The 23,137-nt window shown below is 71.0% G+C and carries 22 protein-coding genes; 13 read left to right on the forward strand and 9 right to left on the reverse strand.

Translation table 11 applies throughout. The features are described from left to right. Window positions 1–59: 59 nt before the first annotated feature. Complete coding sequence (locus ACFO0B_RS25325) at window positions 60–743, reverse strand: TetR/AcrR family transcriptional regulator (RefSeq protein WP_378615070.1); 684 nt, start codon at window positions 741–743, stop codon at window positions 60–62. Between the two features lie 99 nt (window positions 744–842). Here ACFO0B_RS25325 and ACFO0B_RS25330 point away from each other — a divergent pair, with 99 nt between their 5' ends. Beyond that, window positions 843–1,664, forward strand: coding sequence for an SDR family NAD(P)-dependent oxidoreductase (locus ACFO0B_RS25330; protein WP_378615071.1), 822 nt, complete (start codon window positions 843–845; stop codon window positions 1,662–1,664). 55 nt (window positions 1,665–1,719) lie between these two features. Here the strand turns inward: ACFO0B_RS25330 and ACFO0B_RS25335 are convergent, their stop codons facing one another. After that, complete coding sequence (locus ACFO0B_RS25335; protein WP_378615072.1) at window positions 1,720–2,544, reverse strand: alpha/beta fold hydrolase; 825 nt, start codon at window positions 2,542–2,544, stop codon at window positions 1,720–1,722. Between the two features lie 187 nt (window positions 2,545–2,731). Here ACFO0B_RS25335 and ACFO0B_RS25340 point away from each other — a divergent pair, with 187 nt between their 5' ends. Both ACFO0B_RS25340 and ACFO0B_RS25345 read left to right on the forward strand, forming a co-directional pair. Next, complete coding sequence (locus ACFO0B_RS25340) at window positions 2,732–3,610, forward strand: alpha/beta fold hydrolase (RefSeq protein ID WP_378615073.1); 879 nt, start codon at window positions 2,732–2,734, stop codon at window positions 3,608–3,610. 132 nt (window positions 3,611–3,742) lie between these two features. Next, window positions 3,743–4,540, forward strand: a complete 798-nt coding sequence (locus ACFO0B_RS25345) for an SAM-dependent methyltransferase (RefSeq protein WP_378615074.1) — start codon at window positions 3,743–3,745, stop codon at window positions 4,538–4,540. A 204-nt stretch (window positions 4,541–4,744) separates the two neighbouring features. Here ACFO0B_RS25345 and ACFO0B_RS25350 read toward each other — a convergent pair whose 3' ends face one another. Beyond that, window positions 4,745–5,590, reverse strand: coding sequence for a helix-turn-helix domain-containing protein (locus tag ACFO0B_RS25350; protein WP_378615075.1), 846 nt, complete (start codon window positions 5,588–5,590; stop codon window positions 4,745–4,747). Window positions 5,591–5,681: 91 nt separating this feature from the next. Here ACFO0B_RS25350 and ACFO0B_RS25355 point away from each other — a divergent pair, with 91 nt between their 5' ends. From ACFO0B_RS25355 to ACFO0B_RS25365, 3 genes are all read left to right on the forward strand, one after another. Next, a complete protein-coding gene (locus tag ACFO0B_RS25355; protein ID WP_378615076.1) occupies window positions 5,682–6,734 on the forward strand; it encodes an alcohol dehydrogenase catalytic domain-containing protein in 1,053 nt (350 codons plus the stop codon). Continuing rightward, on the forward strand, window positions 6,731–7,132 hold the full coding sequence (locus ACFO0B_RS25360; RefSeq protein ID WP_378615077.1) for a nuclear transport factor 2 family protein: 402 nt from the start codon (window positions 6,731–6,733) through the stop codon (window positions 7,130–7,132). The genes ACFO0B_RS25355 and ACFO0B_RS25360 overlap by 4 nt, the downstream gene beginning before the upstream one ends. A 249-nt stretch (window positions 7,133–7,381) precedes the next feature. Next, window positions 7,382–7,555 (forward strand): CsbD family protein, encoded by a 174-nt coding sequence (locus tag ACFO0B_RS25365; RefSeq protein ID WP_378615078.1) that lies wholly within the window; start codon window positions 7,382–7,384, stop codon window positions 7,553–7,555. A gap of 85 nt (window positions 7,556–7,640) precedes the next feature. Here ACFO0B_RS25365 and ACFO0B_RS25370 read toward each other — a convergent pair whose 3' ends face one another. From ACFO0B_RS25370 to ACFO0B_RS25390, 5 genes are all read right to left on the reverse strand, one after another. Beyond that, a complete protein-coding gene (locus ACFO0B_RS25370) occupies window positions 7,641–8,036 on the reverse strand; it encodes a hypothetical protein (RefSeq protein WP_378615079.1) in 396 nt (131 codons plus the stop codon). Window positions 8,037–8,516: 480 nt separating this feature from the next. Further along, the gene (locus ACFO0B_RS25375) at window positions 8,517–8,732 is read right to left on the reverse strand and encodes a hypothetical protein (RefSeq protein ID WP_378615080.1); all 216 of its coding nucleotides are present in this window, start codon (window positions 8,730–8,732) and stop codon (window positions 8,517–8,519) included. Window positions 8,733–8,819: 87 nt separating this feature from the next. Then, window positions 8,820–10,118, reverse strand: a complete 1,299-nt coding sequence (locus ACFO0B_RS25380; protein ID WP_378615081.1) for an NtaA/DmoA family FMN-dependent monooxygenase — start codon at window positions 10,116–10,118, stop codon at window positions 8,820–8,822. 247 nt (window positions 10,119–10,365) lie between these two features. After that, complete coding sequence (locus ACFO0B_RS25385; protein ID WP_378615082.1) at window positions 10,366–12,207, reverse strand: anthranilate synthase family protein; 1,842 nt, start codon at window positions 12,205–12,207, stop codon at window positions 10,366–10,368. 191 nt (window positions 12,208–12,398) lie between these two features. Then, complete coding sequence (locus tag ACFO0B_RS25390) at window positions 12,399–13,112, reverse strand: TetR/AcrR family transcriptional regulator (protein WP_378615083.1); 714 nt, start codon at window positions 13,110–13,112, stop codon at window positions 12,399–12,401. Between the two features lie 436 nt (window positions 13,113–13,548). Between ACFO0B_RS25390 and ACFO0B_RS25395 the strand changes: the two genes are divergently transcribed. From ACFO0B_RS25395 to ACFO0B_RS25425, 7 genes are all read left to right on the forward strand, one after another. Further along, window positions 13,549–14,772 (forward strand): CaiB/BaiF CoA transferase family protein, encoded by a 1,224-nt coding sequence (locus ACFO0B_RS25395; protein ID WP_378615084.1) that lies wholly within the window; start codon window positions 13,549–13,551, stop codon window positions 14,770–14,772. A 14-nt stretch (window positions 14,773–14,786) separates the two neighbouring features. Then, window positions 14,787–15,929, forward strand: a complete 1,143-nt coding sequence (locus tag ACFO0B_RS25400) for an amidohydrolase family protein (RefSeq protein ID WP_378615085.1) — start codon at window positions 14,787–14,789, stop codon at window positions 15,927–15,929. Between the two features lie 160 nt (window positions 15,930–16,089). Continuing rightward, window positions 16,090–17,445 (forward strand): cytochrome P450, encoded by a 1,356-nt coding sequence (locus ACFO0B_RS25405; RefSeq protein WP_378615086.1) that lies wholly within the window; start codon window positions 16,090–16,092, stop codon window positions 17,443–17,445. Between the two features lie 24 nt (window positions 17,446–17,469). After that, window positions 17,470–18,558, forward strand: a complete 1,089-nt coding sequence (locus tag ACFO0B_RS25410) for an amidohydrolase family protein (protein ID WP_378615087.1) — start codon at window positions 17,470–17,472, stop codon at window positions 18,556–18,558. Then, window positions 18,555–19,676, forward strand: a complete 1,122-nt coding sequence (locus ACFO0B_RS25415; protein ID WP_378615088.1) for an acyl-CoA dehydrogenase family protein — start codon at window positions 18,555–18,557, stop codon at window positions 19,674–19,676. Before ACFO0B_RS25410 ends, ACFO0B_RS25415 begins: the two co-directional genes overlap by 4 nt. Next, a complete protein-coding gene (locus ACFO0B_RS25420; protein WP_378615090.1) occupies window positions 19,673–20,929 on the forward strand; it encodes an acyl-CoA dehydrogenase family protein in 1,257 nt (418 codons plus the stop codon). The genes ACFO0B_RS25415 and ACFO0B_RS25420 overlap by 4 nt, the downstream gene beginning before the upstream one ends. Before the next feature lie 28 nt (window positions 20,930–20,957). Next, entirely contained in the window at window positions 20,958–22,232 is a 1,275-nt protein-coding gene (locus ACFO0B_RS25425; protein WP_378615092.1) for an amidohydrolase family protein, read from the forward strand. A 30-nt stretch (window positions 22,233–22,262) separates the two neighbouring features. Here the strand turns inward: ACFO0B_RS25425 and ACFO0B_RS25430 are convergent, their stop codons facing one another. Next, complete coding sequence (locus ACFO0B_RS25430; protein ID WP_378615093.1) at window positions 22,263–23,117, reverse strand: SDR family NAD(P)-dependent oxidoreductase; 855 nt, start codon at window positions 23,115–23,117, stop codon at window positions 22,263–22,265. Window positions 23,118–23,137: the final 20 nt, after the last annotated feature.

A 23,137-nucleotide genomic window follows, 5' to 3' on the forward strand; every position in this document is an offset into this window, starting at 1 on the left:
AAGAATCCGGGTGGTGCGGCGACCGACCCGCCGACAGCGAGCCGACGGCCGGTCGATGCTCAATGTCGTTGCAGCACAGCGCTGTCGACCTTGCGAGCGGGCTGGTCGGCACGGCCTCGGACGGATCCCGCCGCTGCCGGAATCGCCTCGGCCGCGACCCTGTCGATCGCGGCGTCCAGGGCGACCTCGAGGGGCAGGCAGTCCCGCTGCGCGCGGGCGACGAGCATCCCCCCTTCGTAGGCGGTCACGATCAGCAACGCCAGCCGGGCGATATCGGCGTCGGGCAGCAGCTCGCCGGAGTCGCGCATGCGAATCAGGCCCGCGGCCACGGTATCGGTGAGCCGGCGCAGGCCGCGGGCGACGAGTTCGAGCAGTTCGGGATCGGTGTCGCCGATCTGCTCGGCGAAGGAGGCCAGCGGGCAACCGGTGCGCCACCCCGTTGCCCGCGCCCCCTCGACGACGGCGTCGCGCCAGGCACGCAGATCGCGCAGCGAACGCAGCCCGGTCACCCATTCGTTGGCGACGACGACCTCGGTCCTGGCCTGGATGACCGCGGCGAGCAGGTCTCGTTTGTCGGCGAAGTAGTGGTACAGCTGCGAGGTGCTGACCTCGGCCGCGAGCCGGATCGCCTCCATGGTGGTCGCGGTGGTGCCGTGCGCGAGGATCAGCTCCGAGGCGGCCTCGATGATCCGGGACCGGCTGCGCCGCCCCTTGGCCGTCAAGCTCTCCGCCGTCACCGTCACCGGCTGTCCTTCCCGAGTTCTGGTATTGCGATTCCATTCTGCACTCGCAGAATGAGAGAAATGGAACGAATTGGAGTACAACCACATTCGGTCGCCGTGGTGACCGGGGCGACCAGTGGGATCGGGCGCTCGGTGGCGCACCAGCTGGCGGGGGCGGGGTGGACCGTGCTGGTGCACGGCCGCGCCGCGGAGCGGGTGCGCGCGACGATCGAATCGGCGGGGGAGCTGCCCGGACGGCTGCTCCCCGTGGTCGCGGATCTCGAGACCCTCGCGGGTGTCGGTGAGCTCGCCGGGCAGGTGCGCGCGGCGGCACCGGACGGGGTGGATGTGCTGGTCAACAATGCCGGTGCGGCCTTCGACCGGCACCGGCTCACGGTCGACGGGGTGGAGCGCACGATGGCGGTCAACCACCTGGCGGTCGCCGGCCTCACCTTCGCGCTCGAGCCGGCGCTGACCGGGCGGGGTTCGCTGCCGCGGGTGATCATGGTGACCTCGTTCCTGGAGCGCGGGGCGCGCCCGGCCGCGGAGTGGACGCTGTCGTCCGGCTGGACCCAGATGGGGGCGTACCGGACGAGCAAACTCGTCGACCTGGCCTTCACCTACGCCCTGGCGCGGGAGTGGGCGGGGCGGGTCGATGTGCTCGCCGTGGACCCGGGGTCGGTGCGTACCGGATTCCAGCGCCGGGCGGGCGGCCCGCTGCGGCTGATCGGCTTGCTCGGCAAGCCGTTCATGGCCGGTCCCGAGCGGCCGGCACGCACGATTCTCGCCGCGGCCACCGCGCTGCCCGGCCACCCCACCGGCAGCTATGTCCGGGCCGGTGCGGGCGGGCGCGGCGACTCCTCCGCGCTCTCCCGCGATCCGGATTTCCAGCGGGAGGTCCTCGCGGAGACCCGCCGCCACCTCGGGCTCGCGCCCTCATGATCGAGTTCGGCGGTTCCCGACCGGGGCGCAGCAGCGCGCCCCGGAGCGGCCGCTCTCACGCGCTGCTCGCGGCATGGCGGGTGAGGAACGGGGTGACCGCGTCGAGGAACCGCTGCGGGCATTCGGCGTAGGGTTCGTGGCGCGCGGGCAGAATCGCGACCTCGGCGTGCGGGAGAACCGCGGCCACGCCCTTCCTGCTCACCGCCCACGGGTTGATCGGATCGTTCCGGCCCCACACCACCTGCACCGGTACCTCGGCCCGCGGCCGGTCTCCGCGTAGATCCAGGCCGGGGTCGGCGAGCGCCGCCCAGATACTGCGGTAGACGGTGAGCCGGGCCGGATCATCGACCAGCGCGACCGCCCGCTCGTAGATCGCCCGCACCCCGCCCCGCGCAGGCCCCAGGTACGCCCGCGCACTCGGGGCCACCAGCGCCGGCCCCGTTCTCGGCCCGCTCATGATCCGGAACAGCAGGCGAGTGGCGACGTTGAGCGGCGCGAAACCGGCCGGTGACACGGCCACCACGCCGGCCACATCGGCGCGGTGGGCGAGCCGCAGCGCCACGTAGCCGCCGACGCTGCTGCCGATGACGATCAGCTCGCGGAAGCCGTGCGACGACAGCGCCGCGCAGACCGTCTCCGCGACGGCGACCAGAGCGGGCACGGTGACGGCGGCGGGGTCGCACACCCCGGATTGCCCGTACCCGGGCCAATCCACCGCGGCGATCGCCCACCGGCGGCCGAGCGCCGTCGCTATCTCGTCGAAATCGCGATGGTCGCCCGGGTTCGCGTGCAAGAGCAGTATTCCCGGTGCCTGCGCCGGGTCGCGGCCGGCCAGGTGCACGGCGACCTCCCCGTGGTCGGTGCCAACCCGAAGGATCATGCGTCCACTCCCGTCGCTCCCGCCCGAACCAGGCGCCGTGCTCGACGTTAGGCAGTGACCGACCGGTCGGTCAAGGCTGTGCGGTCGAGTGCGGGCGCGCCGGACGGGGGCGGCCGGAGGGGGACACCGATGAATTCCCCGACCCCGTCCCGTCGAATCCGGTGAACCCGACCGGAAGGACACCCGCATGACCACCACGGACACCATGGACACCCGCATCCTCGAGGTGCCCGGCGCCGTCCTGCGCTACGACATCCGCGGCGAGCTCGGCTCCGGCCCGTACCCCGCCCTGCTGCTGGCGGGCTCGCCGATGGACGCCGGCGGCTTCCCCACCCTGGCCGGGCACTTCACCGACCGCGCGGTGGTGACCTACGATCCGCGCGGCACCGGCCGCACCGAGCGCACCGACGCCGCCGCCGAGTGCACCCCGCAGCAGCACGCCGACGACCTGCGCCGCCTCATCGAGGCGCTCGGCGTCGGACCGGTGGACGTGTTCGGCAGCAGTGGTGGCGCGGTGAACGCGCTCGCGCTGGTAGCCGGGGATCAGGGGCTGGTGCGCACGCTGGTCGCGCACGAGCCGCCGAGCAGCCAGTTCCTGCCGGATCGCGACATCATCGACGCTGTCTGCGACGACCTGCGCGCCACCTACTACGCCAGCGGCATGGGCCGGGCCATGGCGAAGTTCATCGCCCTGGTGTCGCTGCGCGGCGAGCTGCCCGCCGACTACCTGGATCGCCCCGCGCCCGACCCCGCGACCTTCGGGCTCCCCGCCGAGGACGACGGCGACCGCGGCGATGCGCTGGTCGGGCTGAACATCCGCACCTGCACCTCGTACCGGCACGACATCGAGGCGCTGCGCGCGGCGCGCACCCGGATCGTGCTCGCGGTGGGGGAGAAGTCCGAGGGCGAGCTCGCCCATCGCGGTGGTGCGGCGCTCGCGGTCGCGCTCGGCGCTCGGGCGGTGCGTTTCCCCGGTGACCACGACGGTTTCCTCGGCGGCGAGTTCGGCATGCACGGTGAGCCCGACGCTTTCGCCGCCGCGCTGCGCACCGCGCTGGACGGGTAGTTCGTCGATGCCGGGTGAGCAGGGCCGGATCGGCGTGTCGAGGCGGCTGAATCTTGTACTGTCGCAGACGAAGAACTCGTCTCAACAGCCCGTGCTCGCTGTGGCTCGGGCCCGATCAGGAGCGTGCTGCTCATGTCCGATGCCCCCGGCTCGGCCCTCCGGACCGATATTCCGCATTCGGCCCGGATCTGGAACTACTGGATGGGTGGAAAAGACCACTACGAGATCGACAAGATCGCCGGCGACGCCGGGATCGCGGTGGACCCCGACATCACGACCATGGCGATCCAATCGCGCCAATTCCTCATTCGGGCGGTGCGGTTCCTCGCCGGTGAGGCCGGGATCGGGCAGTTCCTCGACATCGGCACCGGGTTGCCCACCATGCAGAACACCCACGAGGTCGCCCAGTCCGTCCGGCCGGAGGCGAAGGTCGTCTACGTCGACAACGACCCGCTCGTGCTCACGCACGCCAGGGCGCTGCTCACCAGCACCACCGACGAGGGCGTCACCACCTACGTGCAGTGCGATTATCACGAGCCCGAGCAGATCGTGGCCGACGCCCGCAACGTCCTGAACTTCAACCACCCGATCGCGGTGATGTTCATGGGCGTGCTCGGCCACGCCAGCTCCTACGACGAGCTGCGCCGCATCGTGAACACCGTGCTGGCCGCCGTCCCGTCGGGCAGCTACCTGGTGCTGTGGGACGGCACCGACGACAGTGCCGCCTACGTGCAGCTGTGCGAGGAGTACACCGGCACCGGCGGCGCCCCCTACGTGCCCCGGCCCAAGGGGCAGATCGAAGCCGTCTTCGACGGGCTCGACCTGGTCGAGCCCGGCTTCGTCCCGATCACCCACTGGCGGCCCCAGCCCACCGAAGTGGGTCACCCACAGACGATCTCGGCCTACGGCGCGGTGGCCCGCAAACCTTGATCAGCGCGCGTGCGCCGGCACGAAGTGGTGCCGGCGCACGCGGACGTACTCGGTGCGGGTCCGCGGCGGACGCCCCCGGGGCCGAGGTGGACGCGGCCTTTCTCGCGGGTCCCGGCGCCGACCGGTTCATGCCGGACCTGGATCCCGAACCGCGTGCCGAGCGCCGCCGCCGCGGTCACTCCGGCCCCCCGTGACCCGAGAACGTCAGATGTCGGCTCCGCGCATCACGTGCTGCCCCACCTCGGCGATCCGCGCGGCGTCCAGAACGCGCATCGGGTGAGCGCCGAGGATCATGGCGACGTTCCCGCGCTCGTCGAGCACCGGTGCGGTGATGCTGAAGACCGGCCGGGACTCGCGCCCCGGATCGTCGTCGGAGAGATACCCGATGGAGGTGAACTCGGCGACCAGGGTGTCCATGATCCGGCGCACGTGCGGCGGCAGCCCCTCCTCGTCGAGGCGCTCCACGAGCTGAGCGGCCTGCATCAGCGCCGGGGTCGTCCAGTCGACGTCGAAGCCGCGGTCGCGGGTCCGGGCCAGGACCTGTTCGAGCCGCGCGGTCACGGTGCCGTCGCCGCCCGCGCGCCCGATCCATTCGCGCTTCTGGGCCGCGGGCGCCCACGCCGCGAAGGCGGCTCCGAAGGGCGGTGCGTAGGGGATGCGCTCGCCGGGGCGGGCCGGGCGCTGGTCGTCGTCGCCGGCGAGGAAGGCGGTGATCACGAGGTGGTCGCCGACCCGCTCGACGACAGAGGCGGCGTAGCCGAGTTCGGCGACGAGTTCGGCGGCGGCCGCGCGAGCGGCGGCCGCCAGCGGGCGGCTCGCCTGGACTCCGGCGGCGAGCGCGGTGAGCGCCGGGCCGGGGACATAGGTCTTGTCCCGCGGATCCCGGACCGCCCAGCCGCGCTCGCACAGCGTGGTGAGGATGGCGTGCGCGGTTGCCTGGGTGAGCTCCAGCGTGCGCACCACGTCGGAGAAGCGCAGTGGCTCCGCCCCGGCCCGCGCCAGCAGTTCCACGATGTCGAGCACTCGCGAGGTCGGGGCTGATCCGCGCACCGTTGACTCCTCCTCGTCCAGAATCGTATTCTCATCTCGTCAAATCGAGAATTATTCTCGCATATTCGAGAAGTGCAGCCCGGGAGAGTCCATGCGCGCCGTTGTCCTGCGGTCGAACCGCCTGTCGGTCCGGGAGACGCCCGATCCGGAGCCGGGAGCGGGGGAGATGCTGGTGTCGGTGGTGAGCACGGCGATCTGCGCCTCCGACGTCCACTACATGGATCACCCCGAGGCCGGGACGAACGACCCCACCGGCCGCTCCCGCTACGACCCCGACCGCGATGTGGTGCTCGGGCACGAGTTCGTCGGGGAGGTGCTCGCGCACGGGCCGGGCTGCACCGGGCGGTTCCCGGTGGGGACGCGGGTCACCTCGATCCCGGTCCGGCTGGTCGACGGCGGGGCGGGCGGGGCTCGGATCATCGGCCAGCATCCGGATTCGCCCGGCAGTTTCGCCGAGAAGCTGGTGATCGCCGAGGTGATCGCGCGCGAGGTGCCGCGCGAGGTCGATCCCGACGCCGCGGCGCTGACCGACGCGTTCGCGGTCGGCGAGTTCTACGTCCGCAACGCGCGCATCACCGCGGGGGAGATCCCGATCGTGATCGGCGCCGGTGCCATCGGGCTCTCGGCCGTGGCCGCGCTGGCCCGCCGCGGCGTGCAGCCGATCATCGTCTCCGATTTCGACCCCGGCCGCAGGGCGCTGGCGCGGGACGCGTTCGGTGCGCACATTCCGGTCGACCCGGCCGAGGAGTCCCCGTTCGAGGTGTGGCGCACGGTCCGCGCGCAGCGCGAGCTGTGGGGTTCGGCGGTGGTCTTCGAGTGCGCCGGCGCGCCCGGGCTGATCCAGCGGCTGATCGCGGAGGCCGACATGGGCACCAGGATCGCCTGCGCGGGCGGCTGGTACACCGGCGACACCCTCGACGTCACCGCCGCCACCCGTACCGGCGTGAACGTCCAGTTCGGCGGCGGCCCCATGCCCGAGGACTGGTACGGAACCCTCGACGCCATCAGCACCGGCGCACTCGACCCGCTGCCCAGCGTCGGCGCCGTCATCGGCCTGGACGGGGTGCCCGACGCGCTCGAGCAGGTCAGGCACTCGCGGGGGCCCGCCCGCGTCATCGTCCACCCGAACGGAGACCCGCGATGAACGACCACCACGAGATCGGCGCGGTGCTGATCCGCTACGCCACCGGCATCGACCGCCGCGACTGGGAGCTCTTCCGCACCGTCTTCACCCCCGACTGCGTCCTCGACTACGGCCCGATCGGGACGTGGCACGGCATCGAGGAGGTGCTGGCGTTCATGCGGCAGTCCCACGACATGGCCGGGCACACCCTGCACCGCATCACCAATGTCGCGGCCACCGTGGACGGTGACAGCGCGCAGGCCAGGAGCTACGTCGACGCGGTGATCATGTCGCCCGACGGCACGTCCGGCGTCAACGCCGTCGGCTTCTACGACGACGAGCTGGAGCGCACCGGTGCCGGCTGGCAGATCCGGCGCCGCCGCTTCACCACCGTCCGGATCGGCGGGACGAACCCGTGAATCCTCCGCATCGCCGCCGCCCTGAACGCGGGCATCCACGACGGCGCGCTGCGGCCTGGCATCGACGAGGTGGCCGCGGCACACCGTCGCCTCGACGAGGGCGCACACCCGGCGAGATCGTCGTCACGCGGCCACCCGTTCCCGAGGAGAACCTGGCTGCCGGGTTTACCGCACCGCCGAGGGGCTATCGCCTCGTTGTCGGCCCGCGGACATCACGGACCGCGTACACCACGTCGAAAGGGATACCGGATGAGCGCCACCGACAAGGCGAAGAACAAGGTCGAGGATCTCGCAGGCAAGGCCAAGGAGGCGGTGGGCAAGGCCACCGGCGATCGGAGCACCGAGGCCGAGGGCAAGACCGACCAGACCAAGTCCGACCTCAAGGGTGCGGGCGAGAAGGTCAAGGACGCGCTCCGCGACTGATCCACCCCTTCGGCAGGCCGGGCGGCGAGGGATTCTCCTCGCCGCCCGGCCTCGACGTATGCCTACCGCTTGTCCAGCTCGGCCGCTATGGTGTGCCGTGCTTTGCGCGGAGCGTTTCGAGGCGCTCGGCGGAACGGGCGGCGCGCCGCTCCCGACTGCCCGCGGACCGCCGGGGTGCGGGGGTGGCGGATTCGCGCGGCGGGCGGCGGCGCAGGTGTGCGGGGGTCGACTCCGCGGAGACGTCCTCGAGATCGATGTGCCGGACCGAGTCGACGATGAGGTAGATCGGCAGCGCCAGCACCAGCCAGGAGAAGCCGGTGAGGTGGAATCCGGCGAAGGCGGTGCCCGCGGCGGAGGCGAGGAACAAGAACCCGACCACACCGTCGCGCACCCGCCGCGCCGGGGACAGTTCCCGGATGGAGACGGTGAGCGCGATCAGCACCACACCGCTGATCACCATGAGAACGACGAACGGTGTCACCCGCGGCCCCCTCGCTCGTGCGCGGACTACCGCGCGATCGGAACGAGAGAGCCTAACACGACTGCGGGAGAACGTATTCGGCGTCGGCAGGCGGCCCGGCGCCTTCGGCGACGTGACGCTGATTCCGCGCCGACCGCCGGCTCGGTGCGGGATGGACCTGGGCGGGCGCGGCTCGGGCCGCGATGAGAGATGGGCCTCGATCACCCGCACCACCTGATGGGCGTGCTCGGTCGGCTCGAGCAGGGGGTGGTAGTCGATGGTCCGCGCCAGTGCCCGCACGCGAGGCGTCGCGCAGGCGAGTGAACAGCGGGGGCTCGGCCGAGCGAGAAGAACTCACTCCGTCCATCACGATCAGGGCGGGACCACGGCGCTACGCTCCGTGGCCTCGCGTACCTCGACCGCGGACAGCGACAGGATCAACGGTCGAACGAGATCCGGCGCCCGCTGGGAGCGGACGCCGGATCGTAGCGACTCGGACCTTCAGGCCGCGAGATCGAAGCGGTCGCGCACGAGCGTCGCCGGCGCCCCGGGAGCGGGCTCGGGCGCACCGCCCGCACCCCGCTCCCCACCGGTGGCCACCGGCTCCGGCGCGCCCGGCTCAGGGTCGCGCACGGTGGGCGAGCTGCCGCCGGGCTGCCCGCTCCAGAAGGTGGCCACGGCGCCGTATTCGGCGACCGCAGTGCTCCAGTTCCACATGTCGTCCCCCTTTCTCGGTCTCTCGACGGTATCCGGGAGAGGGGCCGCGGCGATACCGATTTTCCGGCGCGCGGGAGGGGGTGGGGATCAGAAGCGCTCGCGCAGCGGGATGTCGAAGGGGGTGCTGCGGTAGATGCCGCGGTCGATGAGGCGCGGCACGACCTCGTCGATGAACTCCCGGATGGCCGCAGCGCCCGCCGCGAACATGAGGTTGAATCCGCCGACCGAGCCGTCCTCGTGCCAGGCCGCGAAGTCGTCGGCGAGCTCGTCGTAGGAGCCGACGAACTTGCGGTGTGTGGCTCCGCCGCGCCCGACCGCCTGGGCGACGACCTCGCCGACGGTGACCCCGGGACGCTCCTGGACGAAGGTGTAGATCGCGACGTAGTTGCCGAAGGTGCTCTTGATCGTCGCCTCGACGTCCTCCGGGCGCGGGAGCAGGTGGGCGGGGAACGGATCGCTCACCTCGCCGAGGGGGATGTCGAGCCCGAACTGCCCGAGCGCGAAGGGGGCCATGGCGGCCCAGTCGACGTGGCTGTCGAGCTCGCGCAGCTTCTCTTCGGCTTCGGCGGCGGTGCGGCCGAGGTAGGGGATGAGGCCGGGCACGGGCGGGACCGTGCCGGGAGTGCGGCCCGCTTCGACGAGCGCCTTGTCGAGGGTTTCCCGGTAGGCGGCGGCGCTGGCGCGGGTGGAGGAGTTGGTGAAGACCATGTCGGCGTGCGTGGCCGCGACCGCGATGCCCGCGCCCGACCCGCCCGCCTGCGCGATGAGCGGGCGCTGCTGGCGGCTCGGCGCGATGTTGAGCGGACCGGTGACCTGGAAGTGCTCGCCGCGATGGTTGATCGGCTCGGCGTGGAAGCGGAGGCGGCCGTCGCCGTCGGGGCGCAGCGAGCGGTTGTCCCAGAGGCCGCGCAGGACCTGGAGGAATTCGTCGGCGCGGTGGTAGCGGGCCTCGCGGTCGAGGTGGCGGTCGAGGCTGTAGTTCAGGGCGAAGCGGTCGACCACCGAGGTGACGGCGTTGTAGCCGGCGCGGCCGTCGGAGGCCTGGTCGAGCGAGGCCAGCAGCCGGGCCAGGTTGTACGGGTCGTAGAACGTCGTCGACGCGGTCGCGATCAGCCCGACGTGCCTGGTGTGCTGGGAGATCGCGGTGAGCGCGGTGATGGGCTCGGCGGGGCCGCCGTCGAAGGCGGGGGAGCCCTGCATTCCGGGGATGTCGCCGACGAACAGCGCGGTGAACAGCCCCTCGTCGCCGAAGCGGCCGTACTCGAGCAGCCGCTCGAAGGCGCCGCGGTCGGGGATGCCACGGGCCTGCTCCGCCTTCTGTGCGCCCTGGTGCAGGTTGAGGTCGTTGGCCACCAGGTTCAGGTGCAGGTAGCGGCGTTGCGCCATGGGTGGGGCTCCTGTCGTCGCCTCGGCGAGATCGGGACTTTTGTCAGTGGAGAATCATATTCTCCTCGCGGTTCCGGCGCCAGCGGTTCGGGCCGCCGGGGCGCGGCCGGCGGCCGGGGATGCGTGGCCTGTCGCCGGCCGTTTCGTGCTCTGCGCCGAGAACCTCTGAACCCGCCGACGACGGGGCGCGCGGCGTCCGAACCGGCCCGGTGCCCGGCGCCGGGGCGGGCACCGGGCTGCCGATGGGCTACCGCCCGGCGAGCGCGTGCGTCACCAGCTCGCCGAGGATCTCGATCCCGTCGGTGGTCAGCACCGATTCCGGATGGAACTGCACCGAGGCGAACCCCGGCCCGCGCAGGGCGTGCACCGCTCCGCTCGCCGCGGCACTGCACTCCACCCACGGCGGCGGAGTCGTGGCGACGGCGGTGAAGCTGTTGTAGAACCCGGCGGTGGTGCGCCGCCCGAACAGGTCGATGGCGTGCTGGCTGCCCTGGTTCGGCACGGTCAGCCGGATCAGCCGGAGCCCGAGCCGCGCGGCCAGCAGCTGATGGCTCAGGCAGATGGCGAGCAGCGGGCGGCTCTCGCGCAGCCGGTGCCGGACGAGCGCGTCGATGCGCGCGATGCGCGGCTCCGTCGTCTCGGTGGGGTCGCCGGGGCCGGGGCCCATGACGAGCAGGTCGGCCGGGTCGGAGTCGGGTTGCTCGCTCCAGCGCCGGACCCGGACGGTGAGTCCGAGGTGGCGCAGTTGGTGTCCGAGCATGGCCGACCATTCGTCCTCGCAGTCGACGATGGTGGCGGTCACCGCCTCGACGCCGGCCTGCGGGGCGACGGCCGGCTGCCGGTCGAGCCAGAACTGGGCCAGCGACTCGTTGCGCGCGGTCAGCGCCCTGCGGATCTCGGGGTGCTCGAGCAGCGAGGTGCGTCCGATCGCGGGCCGGTGCCCGGGGAGCGCGCCGAGCGCCTGCAGCACGCCGGCGAGCTTGGCGTGGGTCTCGGCGACCTCGGTGACCGGGTCGGAGGCGCGCACGAGGGTCGCGCCGACGGAGGCCTTCACGGTGCCGTCGGCGTGCAGCTCGCAGCTGCGGATGAGGATCGGGGCGTCCAGGGTCTGGCCGTGGTCGTCGCGGCCGAGCAGGGCGAGCACGCCGGAGTAGTAGCCGCGGCCGCTGTCCTCGTAGCGGTGGATGACGCGGGCGGCGTTCTCGATGGGGGAGCCGGTGACGGTCGGGGCGAACATGGTGGCGCGCAGGATGTCTCGGACGTCGCGGGTGCTCTCGCCGCGCAGCAGGTATTCGGTGTGGGTGAGGTTGCCCATCTGTTTGAGGGAGGGGCCGATGACCTGGCCGCCGCGGTCGCAGATGGCGGCCATCATCTTCAGTTCCTCGTCGACGACCATGAACAGTTCGTCGGTTTCCTTGCGGTCGCCGAGGAAGTCGAGGATGGCGGCGGGGTCGGGGGCGGTGCCCGGGTGGCGGAAGGTGCCGCTGATCGGGTTCATCAGCACGGTGCCCGCCGCGGCGGAGACGTGTCGCTCTGGGGTGGCGCCGACCAGCGCGAACTCCGGGGTGACGAAGGCGAAGGTCCAGTAGGCGCCGACCTCGTGGCGCAGCAGCCGCCGCAGCAGCACCAGCGCGCTGCGGACGTGGTCGCCGCCGATCCGGCCGCGGAAGTCGCGCCGGATGACGAAGTTGGCGCCGGCGCCGTGCGCGATCTCGTCGGTCACGATCTGCTTGACGATCTGCGCGTAATCGCTGTCGCTCGAGGTGAATTCGCCGCCGCGCAGCCCCGGGCTGCCCGCGGGAAGCAGGTGCACGGCGGCGGTGACGGCGGCGGTGCCGCGCTGCTCGATCAGCAGGCAGGTCAGCGCCGCGGCGTCGTCGTGGCAGGTGAAGCCGCGCTCGGTGATCTGCCGGTAGGGGATGGCGGCGAGGACGGCGGGGCCGTCCGCGTCGTCGGGCAGCGGAATGTCGGCGATGGTGCTGACCTGCTGCGCCCGGCCGGTCAGCACGTCGAGCGTGCTGCCGTCGCGACAGAGCAGGGCGAAACAGTCGTGTTGTCCTTCGAGGACCTCGATCAACAGCTCGGACACCGGGGAACCTTTCGTTACGCCTGCCCGAACGTGACCCCTGCTCGGCGAGGCGCGTCCCGATCGGGAAAGGCAGCCTCTGAGCGGAGAATTCGCACGCTGACAGTGGCGCCTAGCGGCGCCACTGCCATGCGTGCTCGGTGATCATGATCGGAGACCCTACAACAACTCCCGGTGGGTGTCCGCGCACGCGCCTACCCGCTGCGCGCCAGCGTCTTCTTCGCCTTGTCGAGCAGGGCGTCCAGGCCGATCTCGAAGATGTGGTCCTGGATGAGGGTCAGGCGGTAGCCCTCCTCGACCAGTCCGGCCAGGTTCGGCATGGACTCCCGGTCGACGGGCGGGCCGGCCGACGGGTCGCGCGCCGCGGCGAGCCCCTCCCTGCGCTCCAGCATGGCGAATCCGCAGCTGTGCATCGACATCGAATAATAGGTGTCGAGCGCGTCTTTCCGGTCGAATCCGTCCTGCACCAGAGTTTCGACAATTGTCTCGAGCCGCTGATAGGTGACGCGGCCGACATTGCCGTTGCCATCGTAGACGCCGTGCGCGGTGGGCATGATCAGCAGATCGCAGAGCACCGGGTTGTCCCGGAAAAGCGCACGCATCTGCAGGAAATGATGGCGCAGGCGTTCGTGCCAGGCGCCGTCGCCGGTGAAGGGGAGCGCTATCTCGTATTGTTCGAGCGCGCGGTCCCGCATGGCCTCCAGCAACTGCTCTTTACTGCGGAAATACCAGTAGAGGCTGGTGACGCCGGAATCGAGCCGCCGGGCCAGGGCGGGCATGCTGAGTTTCTCCACGGAAATCTCGGCCGCCAGGGAATAAGCGCCCTCCACGATTTCCTCGGCCGTGATCGAACCGCGCTCGCGGCGTTGGCGCCGCGGTGTCCGAGTCGCGGTTTCGTTTCGCGCCACAGCCGTCCCTTCCGGTGATCGTTACAATCGGCGGAGTCTAGCAGGCCCGCGAATGCGGGCATTATCGCGAATTGCCGGTATTGCCGACGTCGGAAATCCCTTCCCGGCGGCCGAGCACAGCCTCCCTCTGGAGTGTGATCCGAGTCGCACTAGGGCCATGCCGGGCATGAATCGGCCTCGTCCACCGGGGTGCACCCCGGGTGTCGAAACGGCGGACCTGCCTGCGTCGTCAGCATATAGTAACACCTTACGGTAAGCGGTGGAATCTGTGGAAGATGCTGGTGCGGGCATATTTCCGATATCGATCATTGACACTGCGCCCACCTCGAGCGAGACTCGGAGCGCGTATCGAAAGACCTTACGGATACCCCTTACTATTGAGACCGATGCAGTGGTGGCAGTCACAGCGCCGCATCGGACAGCAGAGCGGGACAGCATGGCAGCAGGCACCACACCGACCGGGCCACTCACCGGGATTCGCGTCCTGGAAGTGGCGATGTACGGGTTCGTCCCCTCGGCGGGCGCGGTGCTCGCCGACTGGGGCGCGGACGTGATCAAGGTCGAGCACGCCGTGACCGGCGATCCGCAGCGCGGGCTGCGGCAGATCGGCACGTTCGTCGTCGAGGGCGACCCGAATCCGAATATCGAGCATGCCAATCGCGGTAAACGCAGCATCGGCATCGACATGGCGCAGCCGGAGGGGCGCGACATCGTGCACGCGCTGGCCGAGTCCGCCGACGTGTTCCTGACCAGTTTCCTGCCCGCGCACCGCGCCCGCTTCGGCATCGACGTCGACGACATCCGCGCGGTCAATCCGTCGATCATCTACGCCAGGGGCAGCGGGCTCGGCCCGCGCGGCGCCGAGTCGGGCAAGGGCGGGTACGACATGACCGCCTTCTGGTGCCGCGGCGGCGTCGCCGCCACCATCACCCCCTCCGACGTGCCGGGAATGGTCACCCCGCCGCCGGCGCTCGGCGACACGATCTCCGGCACCAACCTCGCGGGCGGTATCGCCGCCGCGCTGGTCCGGCGCGGACTGACCGGGGAGCCCTCCGTTGTGGACGTGTCGCTGCTGTCCAGCGCGCTGTGGTCGATGGGGCATGCGATCGCGCTGTCGGCGTACGCGGGTGAGCCCATGGTGGCCGGGCCGAGCGGCGCGCACGGCGCCCCCGCCAACCCGCTGGTCGGGCTGTACGCCACCGCCGACGGCAGGCACCTGTCGTTCGTGATGATGCAGCCGGCCAAGTTCTGGGCCGACGTCTGCGCGCACATCGACCGGCCGGAGCTCGCGGACGACCCGCGCTTCGCCACCGCCGAGTCGATCGCCGAGCACACCGCCGACGCGGTCGCGATCCTGCGCGCGGCGATCGGTGCGCGGACACTGGCCGAGTGGACCGAGAAGCTGGCGACGCTGGCCGGGCCGTGGGCGCCGGTGCAGGACTCGCACCAGGTCCTCGCCGACCCGCAGGTGGTCGCGAACGAGTACATCCGAACCGCGGGCGAGCTGCGGCTGGTGGCGAGCCCGGTCCAATTCGATGTCGGCGCACCGGCATTGACCCCCGGCCCCGAATTCGCCGCGCAGACCGACGAGATCCTCGGCGAACTCGGCTTGGACTGGGACCGCATCATCGCGCTCAAAACCGCCGGTGCGGTCACGTAGAGACAGGCAGGACCATGACACAGGCGACGACAACGCCGCGGGTGCCGAGTACCGAGCAGGTACCGGTTCGCGTGGTGGATTCCGATGTGCACCCGGTGCCGCGAGCCGGGCAGATCCTGGAATACCTCCCGGAGCCGTACCGGAGCAAGATCGTCTCGCACAAGGTGGGAAACACGATCTTCTACGACGCCCCCGATTACGCGCACGCCTTCGCCATGCGGGTCGACGCGTTTCCCGAGGACGGCGGATTCCCCGGCAGCGACCCGGAACTCGCCTTCCGGCAACTGATCATGGGAGCCGGGTCGGATATCGGCATCCTCGAGCCATCGGCCAAGGCCGAGCGGCTGCCGGAATGGTCGCAGGCGCAGTGCATCGCGCACAACAGGTGGCTGGCGAATCACTGGCTGGACAGCCGGAACAACTGGCACCAGCGGTGGCGCGGCTCGATCTGCGTCGCGGTGGAGGACCCCGACGGCGCGCTCAGGGAGATCGAGAACTGGGCCGGGCACCCGTACATGGCACAGATCCTGATCAAGGCCGAGCCGCGCCCGGCCTGGGGCGATCCGCGCTACGACCCGATCTGGGCCGCCGCGGTGAAGCACGGGCTCCCGGTCAGCTGCCACCTGTCGCGCGGCTACGCCGAGACCCTGCCCACCCCGCCGGTCGGGCTGCCCTCCTACAACCACGACTTCATGGTCAGCTACTCGCTGCTCGCGGCGAACCAGATCATGAGCCTGATCTTCGACGGCGTCTTCGACCGGTTCCCGGAGCTGCGCATCGTCCTGGTCGAGCACGCCTTCACCTGGATCCTGCCGCTGATGTGGCGGATGGACGCGATGTACGAGGCGCGCAGGCCGTGGATGGAGATCACCCGCAAGCCGTCGGAGTACGTCAAGGAGCACATCCGCTTCACCACCCAGCCGCTGGACTACCCGGAGGACAAGACCGAGCTGGTCCGGGCATTCGAGTGGATGGAGTGCGAGAAGATCCTGCTGTTCTCCTCGGACTACCCGCACTGGACCTTCGACGATCCGCGCTGGCTGGTGAAGCACCTGCCCGCGCATGCCCGCGAAGCGATCATGTTCCGCAACGGAATTCAGACCTATCACCTGCCCGAGTCGGTCCCGGCGCTGCCGGGGCAGGCCAGGGCGTGGTGACGGGAGCCGGGGCCGCCGCGCTCGTCGAGAAGACCGGCCGCCGTATTCCGCCGAGCGCGCAGGCCGGCATCGCCGGAACGGCCCGGCATGCGGACGCGGGTGGACGCGGGCGGATATCGCGAGCGGGACGACTACCACATCTGGAAGACGAGGACACGGAATGACGACCGAGAATATCCTGTCGGATGTCGATCGCCGCCGCAACACCTACCATTTCGATCGGCATACCCCCGAATACCGGGAACAGTTCGAGACCATCACCGAGGAAATGCAGGAGCGGTGCCCGGTCGCCTGGACCGAGACCTACGGCGGGCACTGGGTGGCCGCAGGCAATCGGGCGGTGTTCGAGCTCGCCCGCTGCCCGCACCTCTCCAACGACCGCGATATCAACAATGAACGCCGCGGCTACGAGGGAATCACGATCCCGTCCCCGGCGACGATGCAGTACCGCAGCGGCATCCTGGAGATGGACGAGCCGGAGCACCGGATCTATCGTGCCGTGCTCAATCCGTACCTCTCCCCGGCCGCGGTGAATCGCTGGGGGCCGTTCATCGACGAGGTCGTGCGGGCCTCGCTGGACGAGCACATCGAGACGGGACGCATCGATTTCGTCGAGGATCTCGCCAATATCGTCCCCGCGGTGCTGACCCTGGCCCTGCTCGGGATTCCGCTGGCGAAGTGGGCGATCTACAACGAACCGTCGCACGCCTCGGTGTACACGCCGCCGAATTCCCCCGACATGCCCCGCGTCCAGGAGGCGAGCCTGGCGATGGGGCTCGATCTGCTGTCGAATCTGATCGAGATCCGCGAGAACCCGCGACCGGGCATCATCGACGCCCTGGCCCGGATGACGATCGACGGTGAGCAGCCGCCGGACCTGGACCTGCTCGGGCAACTGGGGCTGCTCATCGGCGGCGGCTTCGACACCACCACCGCGCTGACCGCGCACGCGCTGGAGTGGCTGTCCCAGCATCCGGGGGAGCGGGAGACGCTCAGCCGGGAGCGGGACCTGCTGCTCAATCCGGCGACCGAGGAGTTCCTGCGGTTCTTCACCCCCGCCCCCGGCGACGGGCGAACGGTCGCGGAGGACTGCGAGATCGCCGGCCAGAGCTTCCGGGAGGGCGAGCGGGTCTGGCTGTCGTGGGCGATGGCCAACCGCGACCCGCAGGTCTTCACCGACCCGAACACGGTGGTACTGGACCGGAAGGCGAACCGGCACTACAGCTTCGGGCTCGGCATCCACCGCTGCATCGGCTCGAACGTGGCCCGCACGGTGTTCAAGCACATGCTCACCGCGGTGCTCGACCGGATGCCGGACTACGTCTGCGATCCGGCCGGAGCCGTGCACTACGACACCATCGGGGTCATCCAGGGCATGCGCAAGCTCCCCGCGACCTTCACCCCCGGGCCCCGGCTCGGCCCCGGTCTCGACGAGACCCTGGCGCGGCTGCAGCGGCTCTGCGACGACGAGCGGCTCGCCGCACCCGTCACCGCCGAACGCCCACCGGCCGGCTGAACCCTCGACCACGGGAGCACACCCATGCTGTCAACGCCCGACGGGCGGCGCATTCCGCTGATCGACGCCAGCGTCCACATCTTCTTCCGCTCCGATGCCGATTTCCGCGGCTTCCTGCGCGAGCCGTACCGGAGCCGCGGCATCCCGGACGTGGAGATGGACTGGTACGGCGCGCCGGGCGGGGAGTACGCGCCGGGCACGACCGGCCCCACCGGCCAGTACCCCGGCTCGGACCCGAATCTGTTCGGACACTGCCTGTTCGAGCAGCGCGGCGTCGACCTCGCGATCCTGCACCCGATGAGCCGCGGCATCCTGCCCGACCGGCACCTCACCTCCGCGGTGCTGGCCGCGCACAACGAGATGATGGTGTCGCGGTGGCTGGAGAGCGGCCAGTACGCGGAGCGGTTCCGCGGCACGCTGCGGGTCTGCCCGGACGACATCGCCGGCGCGGTCCGCGAGATCCGGCGCTGGCGCGGGAACGCGCAGATCGTGCAGATCGGGATTCCGCTGCAGTCGCGGGAGCTGTACGGCAAACCCCAGTACTGGCCGCTGTGGGAGGCCGCGCAGGAGGCGGGCTGGCCGGTGGCCGTGCACATCGAGACCGGCAGCGGGGTGGAGAACCCGCCGACGCCGTCGGGGCATCCGCGCAGCTACGAGCAGTACGCCGCCTTCATGCCGCTCAACTACGTCTACCACCTGATGAACATGATCGCCGAGGGGGTCTTCGAGCGGTTCCCCGCGCTGAAGTTCGTCTGGGCGGACGGCGGGGGCGACATGCTCACCCCGTTCAGCTGGCGGATGGACACCTTCGGCAGGCCGCACCTGGAGCAGACGCCGTGGGCGCCGCGGATGCCGAGCGACTATCTGCCCGGGCACGTGCACTTCGTGCAGGGCCGGACGGACGGCCCCGGCGATGTCGATTTCGCCGGGGAGTGGCTGGCCTTCACCGGCAAGGAGGACATGGTCATGTTCGGCTCCAGCTACCCGCACTGGCAGCTGGGCGATCCCGCGCTGCTGCCGCGGGCGTGGAGCGCGGAGCAGCGCGACAAGGTCTGCTGGCGCAATGCCGCCGGGCTGTACGGCCTCGAGCTGCCCGCGGCGGTGGGCCGGTGACCGCCGACCAGGAGTTCTTCCGGGCGACCACCGAGAAGTTCCTGCGCGGGCGCGTTCCCGCCGACGAGATCCGGCGCCTGCGCGACGATCCGACCGGATTCGACCCCGGCTACTGGCGGGCAGGCGCCGACCTGGGCTGGACGTCGCTGCTGGTGGCCGAGGCGGCCGGTGGCGGCACGCTCAGCGGCAACCCGCTCGCCGATTTCGCGCTCGTTGCCTTCGAGTTCGGCCGCCACGCGGCTCCGGGTCCGCTGATCCCGGCGAACATCGTCGCGGCGGCGTTGAGCGACACCGGCTCGCACCCGGAGGTGCTCGCGGAGCTGATATCCGGCACCGCGATCGCGACCTGGTGCCACGCCGCGGCGGGGCGGGGGCCGGCCTTCGACGCCGTCGATGTCGAGATCCGGGAAGCAGGCGCCGACCTGGTGCTCGCGGGCAGCAGCAGGCCGGTCGAGTACGCGGGGGCGGCCGACCACCTGCTGGTCACCGGATACACCGACGGCGCGCTCACCCAGGTGCTGCTGCCCGCCGCCACCCCCGGCGTCACGATCGAGCCGCTGAGCTCGGTGGACCTCACGCGCCGGTTCGGGGCCGTCACCTTCGCCGATGTCCGGGTTCCGCGGGCCGCACTGGTCGGCGGCTGCGGTGCGGCCGCGCCGCAGGTGACCGCGCAGCTCGAGGTGGCGCTGGTCGCGCAGTGCGCCGAGGCAGTCGGCGCGATGCAGGCCGGATTCGACATCACCGTGCGGTGGGCCGCCGACCGCTACTCGTTCGGCCGCCCGCTCGCCTCCTACCAGGCCCTGAAACACCGCTTCGCGGACATGAAGTCGTGGCTGGAGGCCGCGCACGCCATCGCGGAGGCCGCGGCGTCGGCGGTCGACGCGAACGCCCCCGACGCGGCCGAACTGGTCGAGGTCGCGAAGGCCTATATCGGGCAGCACAGCGTCGAGCTGCTCCAGGAGTGCGTGCAGCTGCACGGCGGCATCGGGCTGACGTTCGAGCACGATCTGCACCTGTTCCTGCGCCGCGCCGCCGTCGGCCGGGCCCGCTACGGGACCCCCGCCGAGCACCGGCAGCGGATCGCGGCGCGGCTGATCGACCGAGAGGCGGCGCTGTGAGCACCGAGATCGAAGACCTCGCCGCCTTCCGGGCCAGGGCGCGCCGCTGGATCCGCGCCGAACTCGGCCCCTTCGATCCGGACGTGGCGGTCGGGCTGCACCGGGTGCCCCGCGAGCAGGAGCTGGCCGCCGTCGCACACGACCGCCGCCTCCAGCGGAGGTTCCACGACGCCGGATTCGCCGGGATCGCGATTCCGCGCGAGTACGGCGGGCAGGGGCTGACCGGCGCCCATCAGCAGGCGTTCAACCAGGAGCTGGCCGGGTACGAGTACCCGACCCGGTTCCAGGCGCCGACCATGTCGCCCTGCGCCGCGGTCCTGCTCGACTTCGGCACCGAGGAGCAGAAGCGGCGCCACATTCCGGCCATGCTGCGCGGCGAGGAGATCTGGATGCAGTTCCTCTCCGAGCCGTCCGGCGGCTCCGACGTCGCGGGGGCGCTGACCACCGCGGTCCGCGACGGCGACGAGTGGGTGCTCAACGGCACCAAGATCTGGACGACCGGGGCGTGGTGGTCGGACTGGGCGCTGTGCCTGGCCCGCACCAACTGGGACGTGCCGAAGCATCGCGGCCTGACGGTGTTCGTCCTGCCCATCCACCAGCCGGGTATCGAGGTGCACCGGATCGAGCTGCTCAACGGGGCGGGGGATTTCTGCCAGGAGTTCCTCACCGATGTCCGGGTGCCGGACACCGATCGGGTCGGCGCGGTCGACGACGGCTGGACCGTCGGCACCCGCTGGATGTTCCACGAGCGGATGCTGTTCAACTCGCCGTACGTCACCCACGCGCCCGGCGCCTCGCACACCCCCGCCGAGACCTCGCCGCTGCGGATCGCCGCCGACGCGGGGGTGCTCGACGATCAGCGGGTGCTCGACCTGATCGGCGAGGCGCACGTCCTCGCGGTGGTCGGCCGGGTCCTGCAGCAGCGGCTCGGCACCGGAATCCGCTCCGGCCGCATGCCGGACGAGTCCGCCGCCGTCGGCAGGCTGTTCGGCGGAGTGAGCCAGGTCCGCACCGAGGCGATCAAGTTCGAGATCGCCGGATCGAGCACCGCCGCCTGGTCGGACGACGAGCGCAGCGTGGCCGCGGCGAGCGAATCGTTCCTGATGCGGCAGGTGGCGTGCATCGGCGGCGGCACCACCGAGATGGCACGCAACGTCATCAGCGAACGCGTCCTCGGCATGCCCCGCGAACCCTCCGCGGACCACGGCATCCCCTTCCGGGAGGTACCGCGCGGCACCCGCACCGACCGATGATCGCCCCCACCGAACGAGGAGTACCGCGATGAATCTGAACGACATGATCCTGGTCAGCATCGACGACCACATGATCGAGCCCCCCACCATGTACACCGGCCACGTTCCGGCCAAGTGGAAGGACGAGGCGCCGAAGGTCGTCCGCAACGCGAACGGCGTGGACGAATGGGTGTTCCAGGACGAGGCGACCTCGACCCCGTTCGGGATGGCGGCGACCGTCGGCTGGCCGCGCGAGGAGTGGGGCTTCAACCCCGGCGCCTACAGCGAGCTGCGGCCCGGCTGCTTCGACGTGCACGAACGGGTGCGCGACATGAACGCCAACGGCGTGCTCGCCTCCATGTGCTTCCCCACCATGGCCGGCTTCAATGCCCGCACCTTCCACGAGGCGCGGGACAAGGAACTCGCGCTGGTGATGCTGCAGGCCTACAACGACTGGGCCGTCGACGAGTGGTGCGGCACCTATCCGGGCCGGTTCATCCCGCTCGGCATCGTGCCCATGTGGGACGTCCAGCTCGCGGTGGCCGAGGTGCGGCGCCTCGCGCGCAAGGGCTGCCGGTCGATCAGCTTCCCGGAGACCCCGCACGTGCAGGGCTTCCCGAGCTTCCTCTCCGGGCACTGGGACCCGATGCTGGAGGCGCTGTGCGAGGAGAACATGGTGCTCTCGCTGCACATCGGCGCCGGCTTCGACGTCATCAAGCGGCCCGCCGAGGCGCCGATCGACCACCTGATGGTGCTGGCCTGCCAGATCTCCGCGATCACCGCGCAGGACCTGCTCTTCGGCCCGACGCTGCGCAAGTTCCCGACGCTGCGGGTCGCGCTCTCCGAGGGCGGGATCGGCTGGATCCCGTTCTACCTGGACCGCATCGACCGGCACTTCACCAACCAGTCGTGGCTGCACGACGGCAACGACTTCGGCGGGAAACTGCCCAGCGAGGTGTTCCGCGAGCACATCCTGGCCTGCTACATCACCGACCCGTCCGGGCTGCTGCTGCGCGACCGCATCGGCATCGACATCATCGCCTGGGAGTGCGACTACCCGCACACCGACACCACCTGGCCGGAGTCGCCGGAGTACGCCTGGAACGAATTCCAGGAGGCGGGGGTGACCTCCGCCGAGGAGATCCACAAGATCACCTGGCAGAACGCCTGCCGGTTCTTCGACTGGGATCCGTTCGAGCACACGCCGCGTGCGCAGGCGACGGTCGGGGCGCTGCGCGCGGCGAGCGCCGATGTGGATGTCACGCGGATGTCGCGGTCGAAGTGGCGGGAGCGCAACGAGGCGGCCGGTATCGGCACCTTCTGAGGCGGCTCGGTGGGCGGAGCCGCTCGGTCGTCAGGCGGCGGGCGGTTCCGTGTGGCCGCGTGTGTCGGCCATGAGACGGAACGGTGCGGCCAGGTCGAGGCCGCGAGCGATGCGCTCGAATACCCGCGGTGACGCGGCCGCGGCGGTCGCGACCAGCCGTGGTGCTCCGCGCATCACCACGGTTTCCGCGCGATCCTGCTCGACGGCCCGCAGGACCGCCTCGGTGACCCGCTCCACGGGCAGTGTGCCCATGGACGCGGGAGCGCGGATGCCGAATTCGGCGCGCATGTCCTCGTACATTCCCGCGCCCGCGGTGAATCCGGGGCAGATGGCCGACGCGCTCACCGCCCACCCCCGGTCCTGCGCGGTCAATCGCAGCGACCGGGTGAAGCCGATCAAGCCGAACTTCGTCGCGTTGTAGGGCTCTTCGTACGCCGAGGGCAGTAGTCCGGCTATCGAGGCCATGTTGACGATGTGGCCGCGGTCGCGCTCGATCATGCCGGGCAGGACCGCGCGCGTCAGCAGCATCGGAGCCAGCAGGTTGACGTCGGTGAAGGCCGCGATGTCGTCGTAGCCGCGCTGGTCGAACCGATCGGTCGCCTCCACGCCCGCGTTGTTGATCAGCAGATCGATCGGCCCGGCCGCGCCCTCCGCCCGCGCGATCAACGCGCGGGCCTGCTCGCGATCGCTCAGGTCCACCGGCAGCGTGGTCACCCGGGCTCGGGACCTGGCCCGGATCGCACGGGCCACCTCGTTCAGCTGCTCGGCGCCGCGGGCGGCCAGTACGACGTTCACCTCGCGCTCGGCCAGTGCTGAGGCGATGTGCCGGCCGATTCCCCGCGATGCCCCCGTGACCAGTGCCGTGTCGCCCGGTGTGATCTGCATGATCGCTCCTGTCGTAGCCC

The organism is Nocardia jiangsuensis (assembly GCF_042650385.1).
Lineage (GTDB): Bacteria > Actinomycetota > Actinomycetes > Mycobacteriales > Mycobacteriaceae > Nocardia > Nocardia jiangsuensis.

Excerpts from the sequence above, each read along its gene's own strand:
- ACFO0B_RS25425 (WP_378615092.1), top strand. The coding sequence starts at position 20,958 with ATGAATCTGAACGACATGATCCTGGTCAGCATCGACGACCACATGATC.
- ACFO0B_RS25400 (WP_378615085.1), top strand. The coding sequence starts at position 14,787 with ATGACACAGGCGACGACAACGCCGCGGGTGCCGAGTACCGAGCAGGTA.
- ACFO0B_RS25430 (WP_378615093.1), bottom strand. The coding sequence starts at position 23,117 with ATGCAGATCACACCGGGCGACACGGCACTGGTCACGGGGGCATCGCGG.
- ACFO0B_RS25375 (WP_378615080.1), bottom strand. The coding sequence starts at position 8,732 with ATGTGGAACTGGAGCACTGCGGTCGCCGAATACGGCGCCGTGGCCACC.
- ACFO0B_RS25345 (WP_378615074.1), top strand. The coding sequence starts at position 3,743 with ATGTCCGATGCCCCCGGCTCGGCCCTCCGGACCGATATTCCGCATTCG.
- ACFO0B_RS25405 (WP_378615086.1), top strand. The coding sequence starts at position 16,090 with ATGACGACCGAGAATATCCTGTCGGATGTCGATCGCCGCCGCAACACC.
- ACFO0B_RS25410 (WP_378615087.1), top strand. The coding sequence starts at position 17,470 with ATGCTGTCAACGCCCGACGGGCGGCGCATTCCGCTGATCGACGCCAGC.
- ACFO0B_RS25395 (WP_378615084.1), top strand. The coding sequence starts at position 13,549 with ATGGCAGCAGGCACCACACCGACCGGGCCACTCACCGGGATTCGCGTC.
- ACFO0B_RS25335 (WP_378615072.1), bottom strand. The coding sequence starts at position 2,544 with ATGATCCTTCGGGTTGGCACCGACCACGGGGAGGTCGCCGTGCACCTG.
- ACFO0B_RS25340 (WP_378615073.1), top strand. The coding sequence starts at position 2,732 with ATGACCACCACGGACACCATGGACACCCGCATCCTCGAGGTGCCCGGC.
- ACFO0B_RS25360 (WP_378615077.1), top strand. The coding sequence starts at position 6,731 with ATGAACGACCACCACGAGATCGGCGCGGTGCTGATCCGCTACGCCACC.
- ACFO0B_RS25365 (WP_378615078.1), top strand. The coding sequence starts at position 7,382 with ATGAGCGCCACCGACAAGGCGAAGAACAAGGTCGAGGATCTCGCAGGC.
- ACFO0B_RS25380 (WP_378615081.1), bottom strand. The coding sequence starts at position 10,118 with ATGGCGCAACGCCGCTACCTGCACCTGAACCTGGTGGCCAACGACCTC.
- ACFO0B_RS25355 (WP_378615076.1), top strand. The coding sequence starts at position 5,682 with ATGCGCGCCGTTGTCCTGCGGTCGAACCGCCTGTCGGTCCGGGAGACG.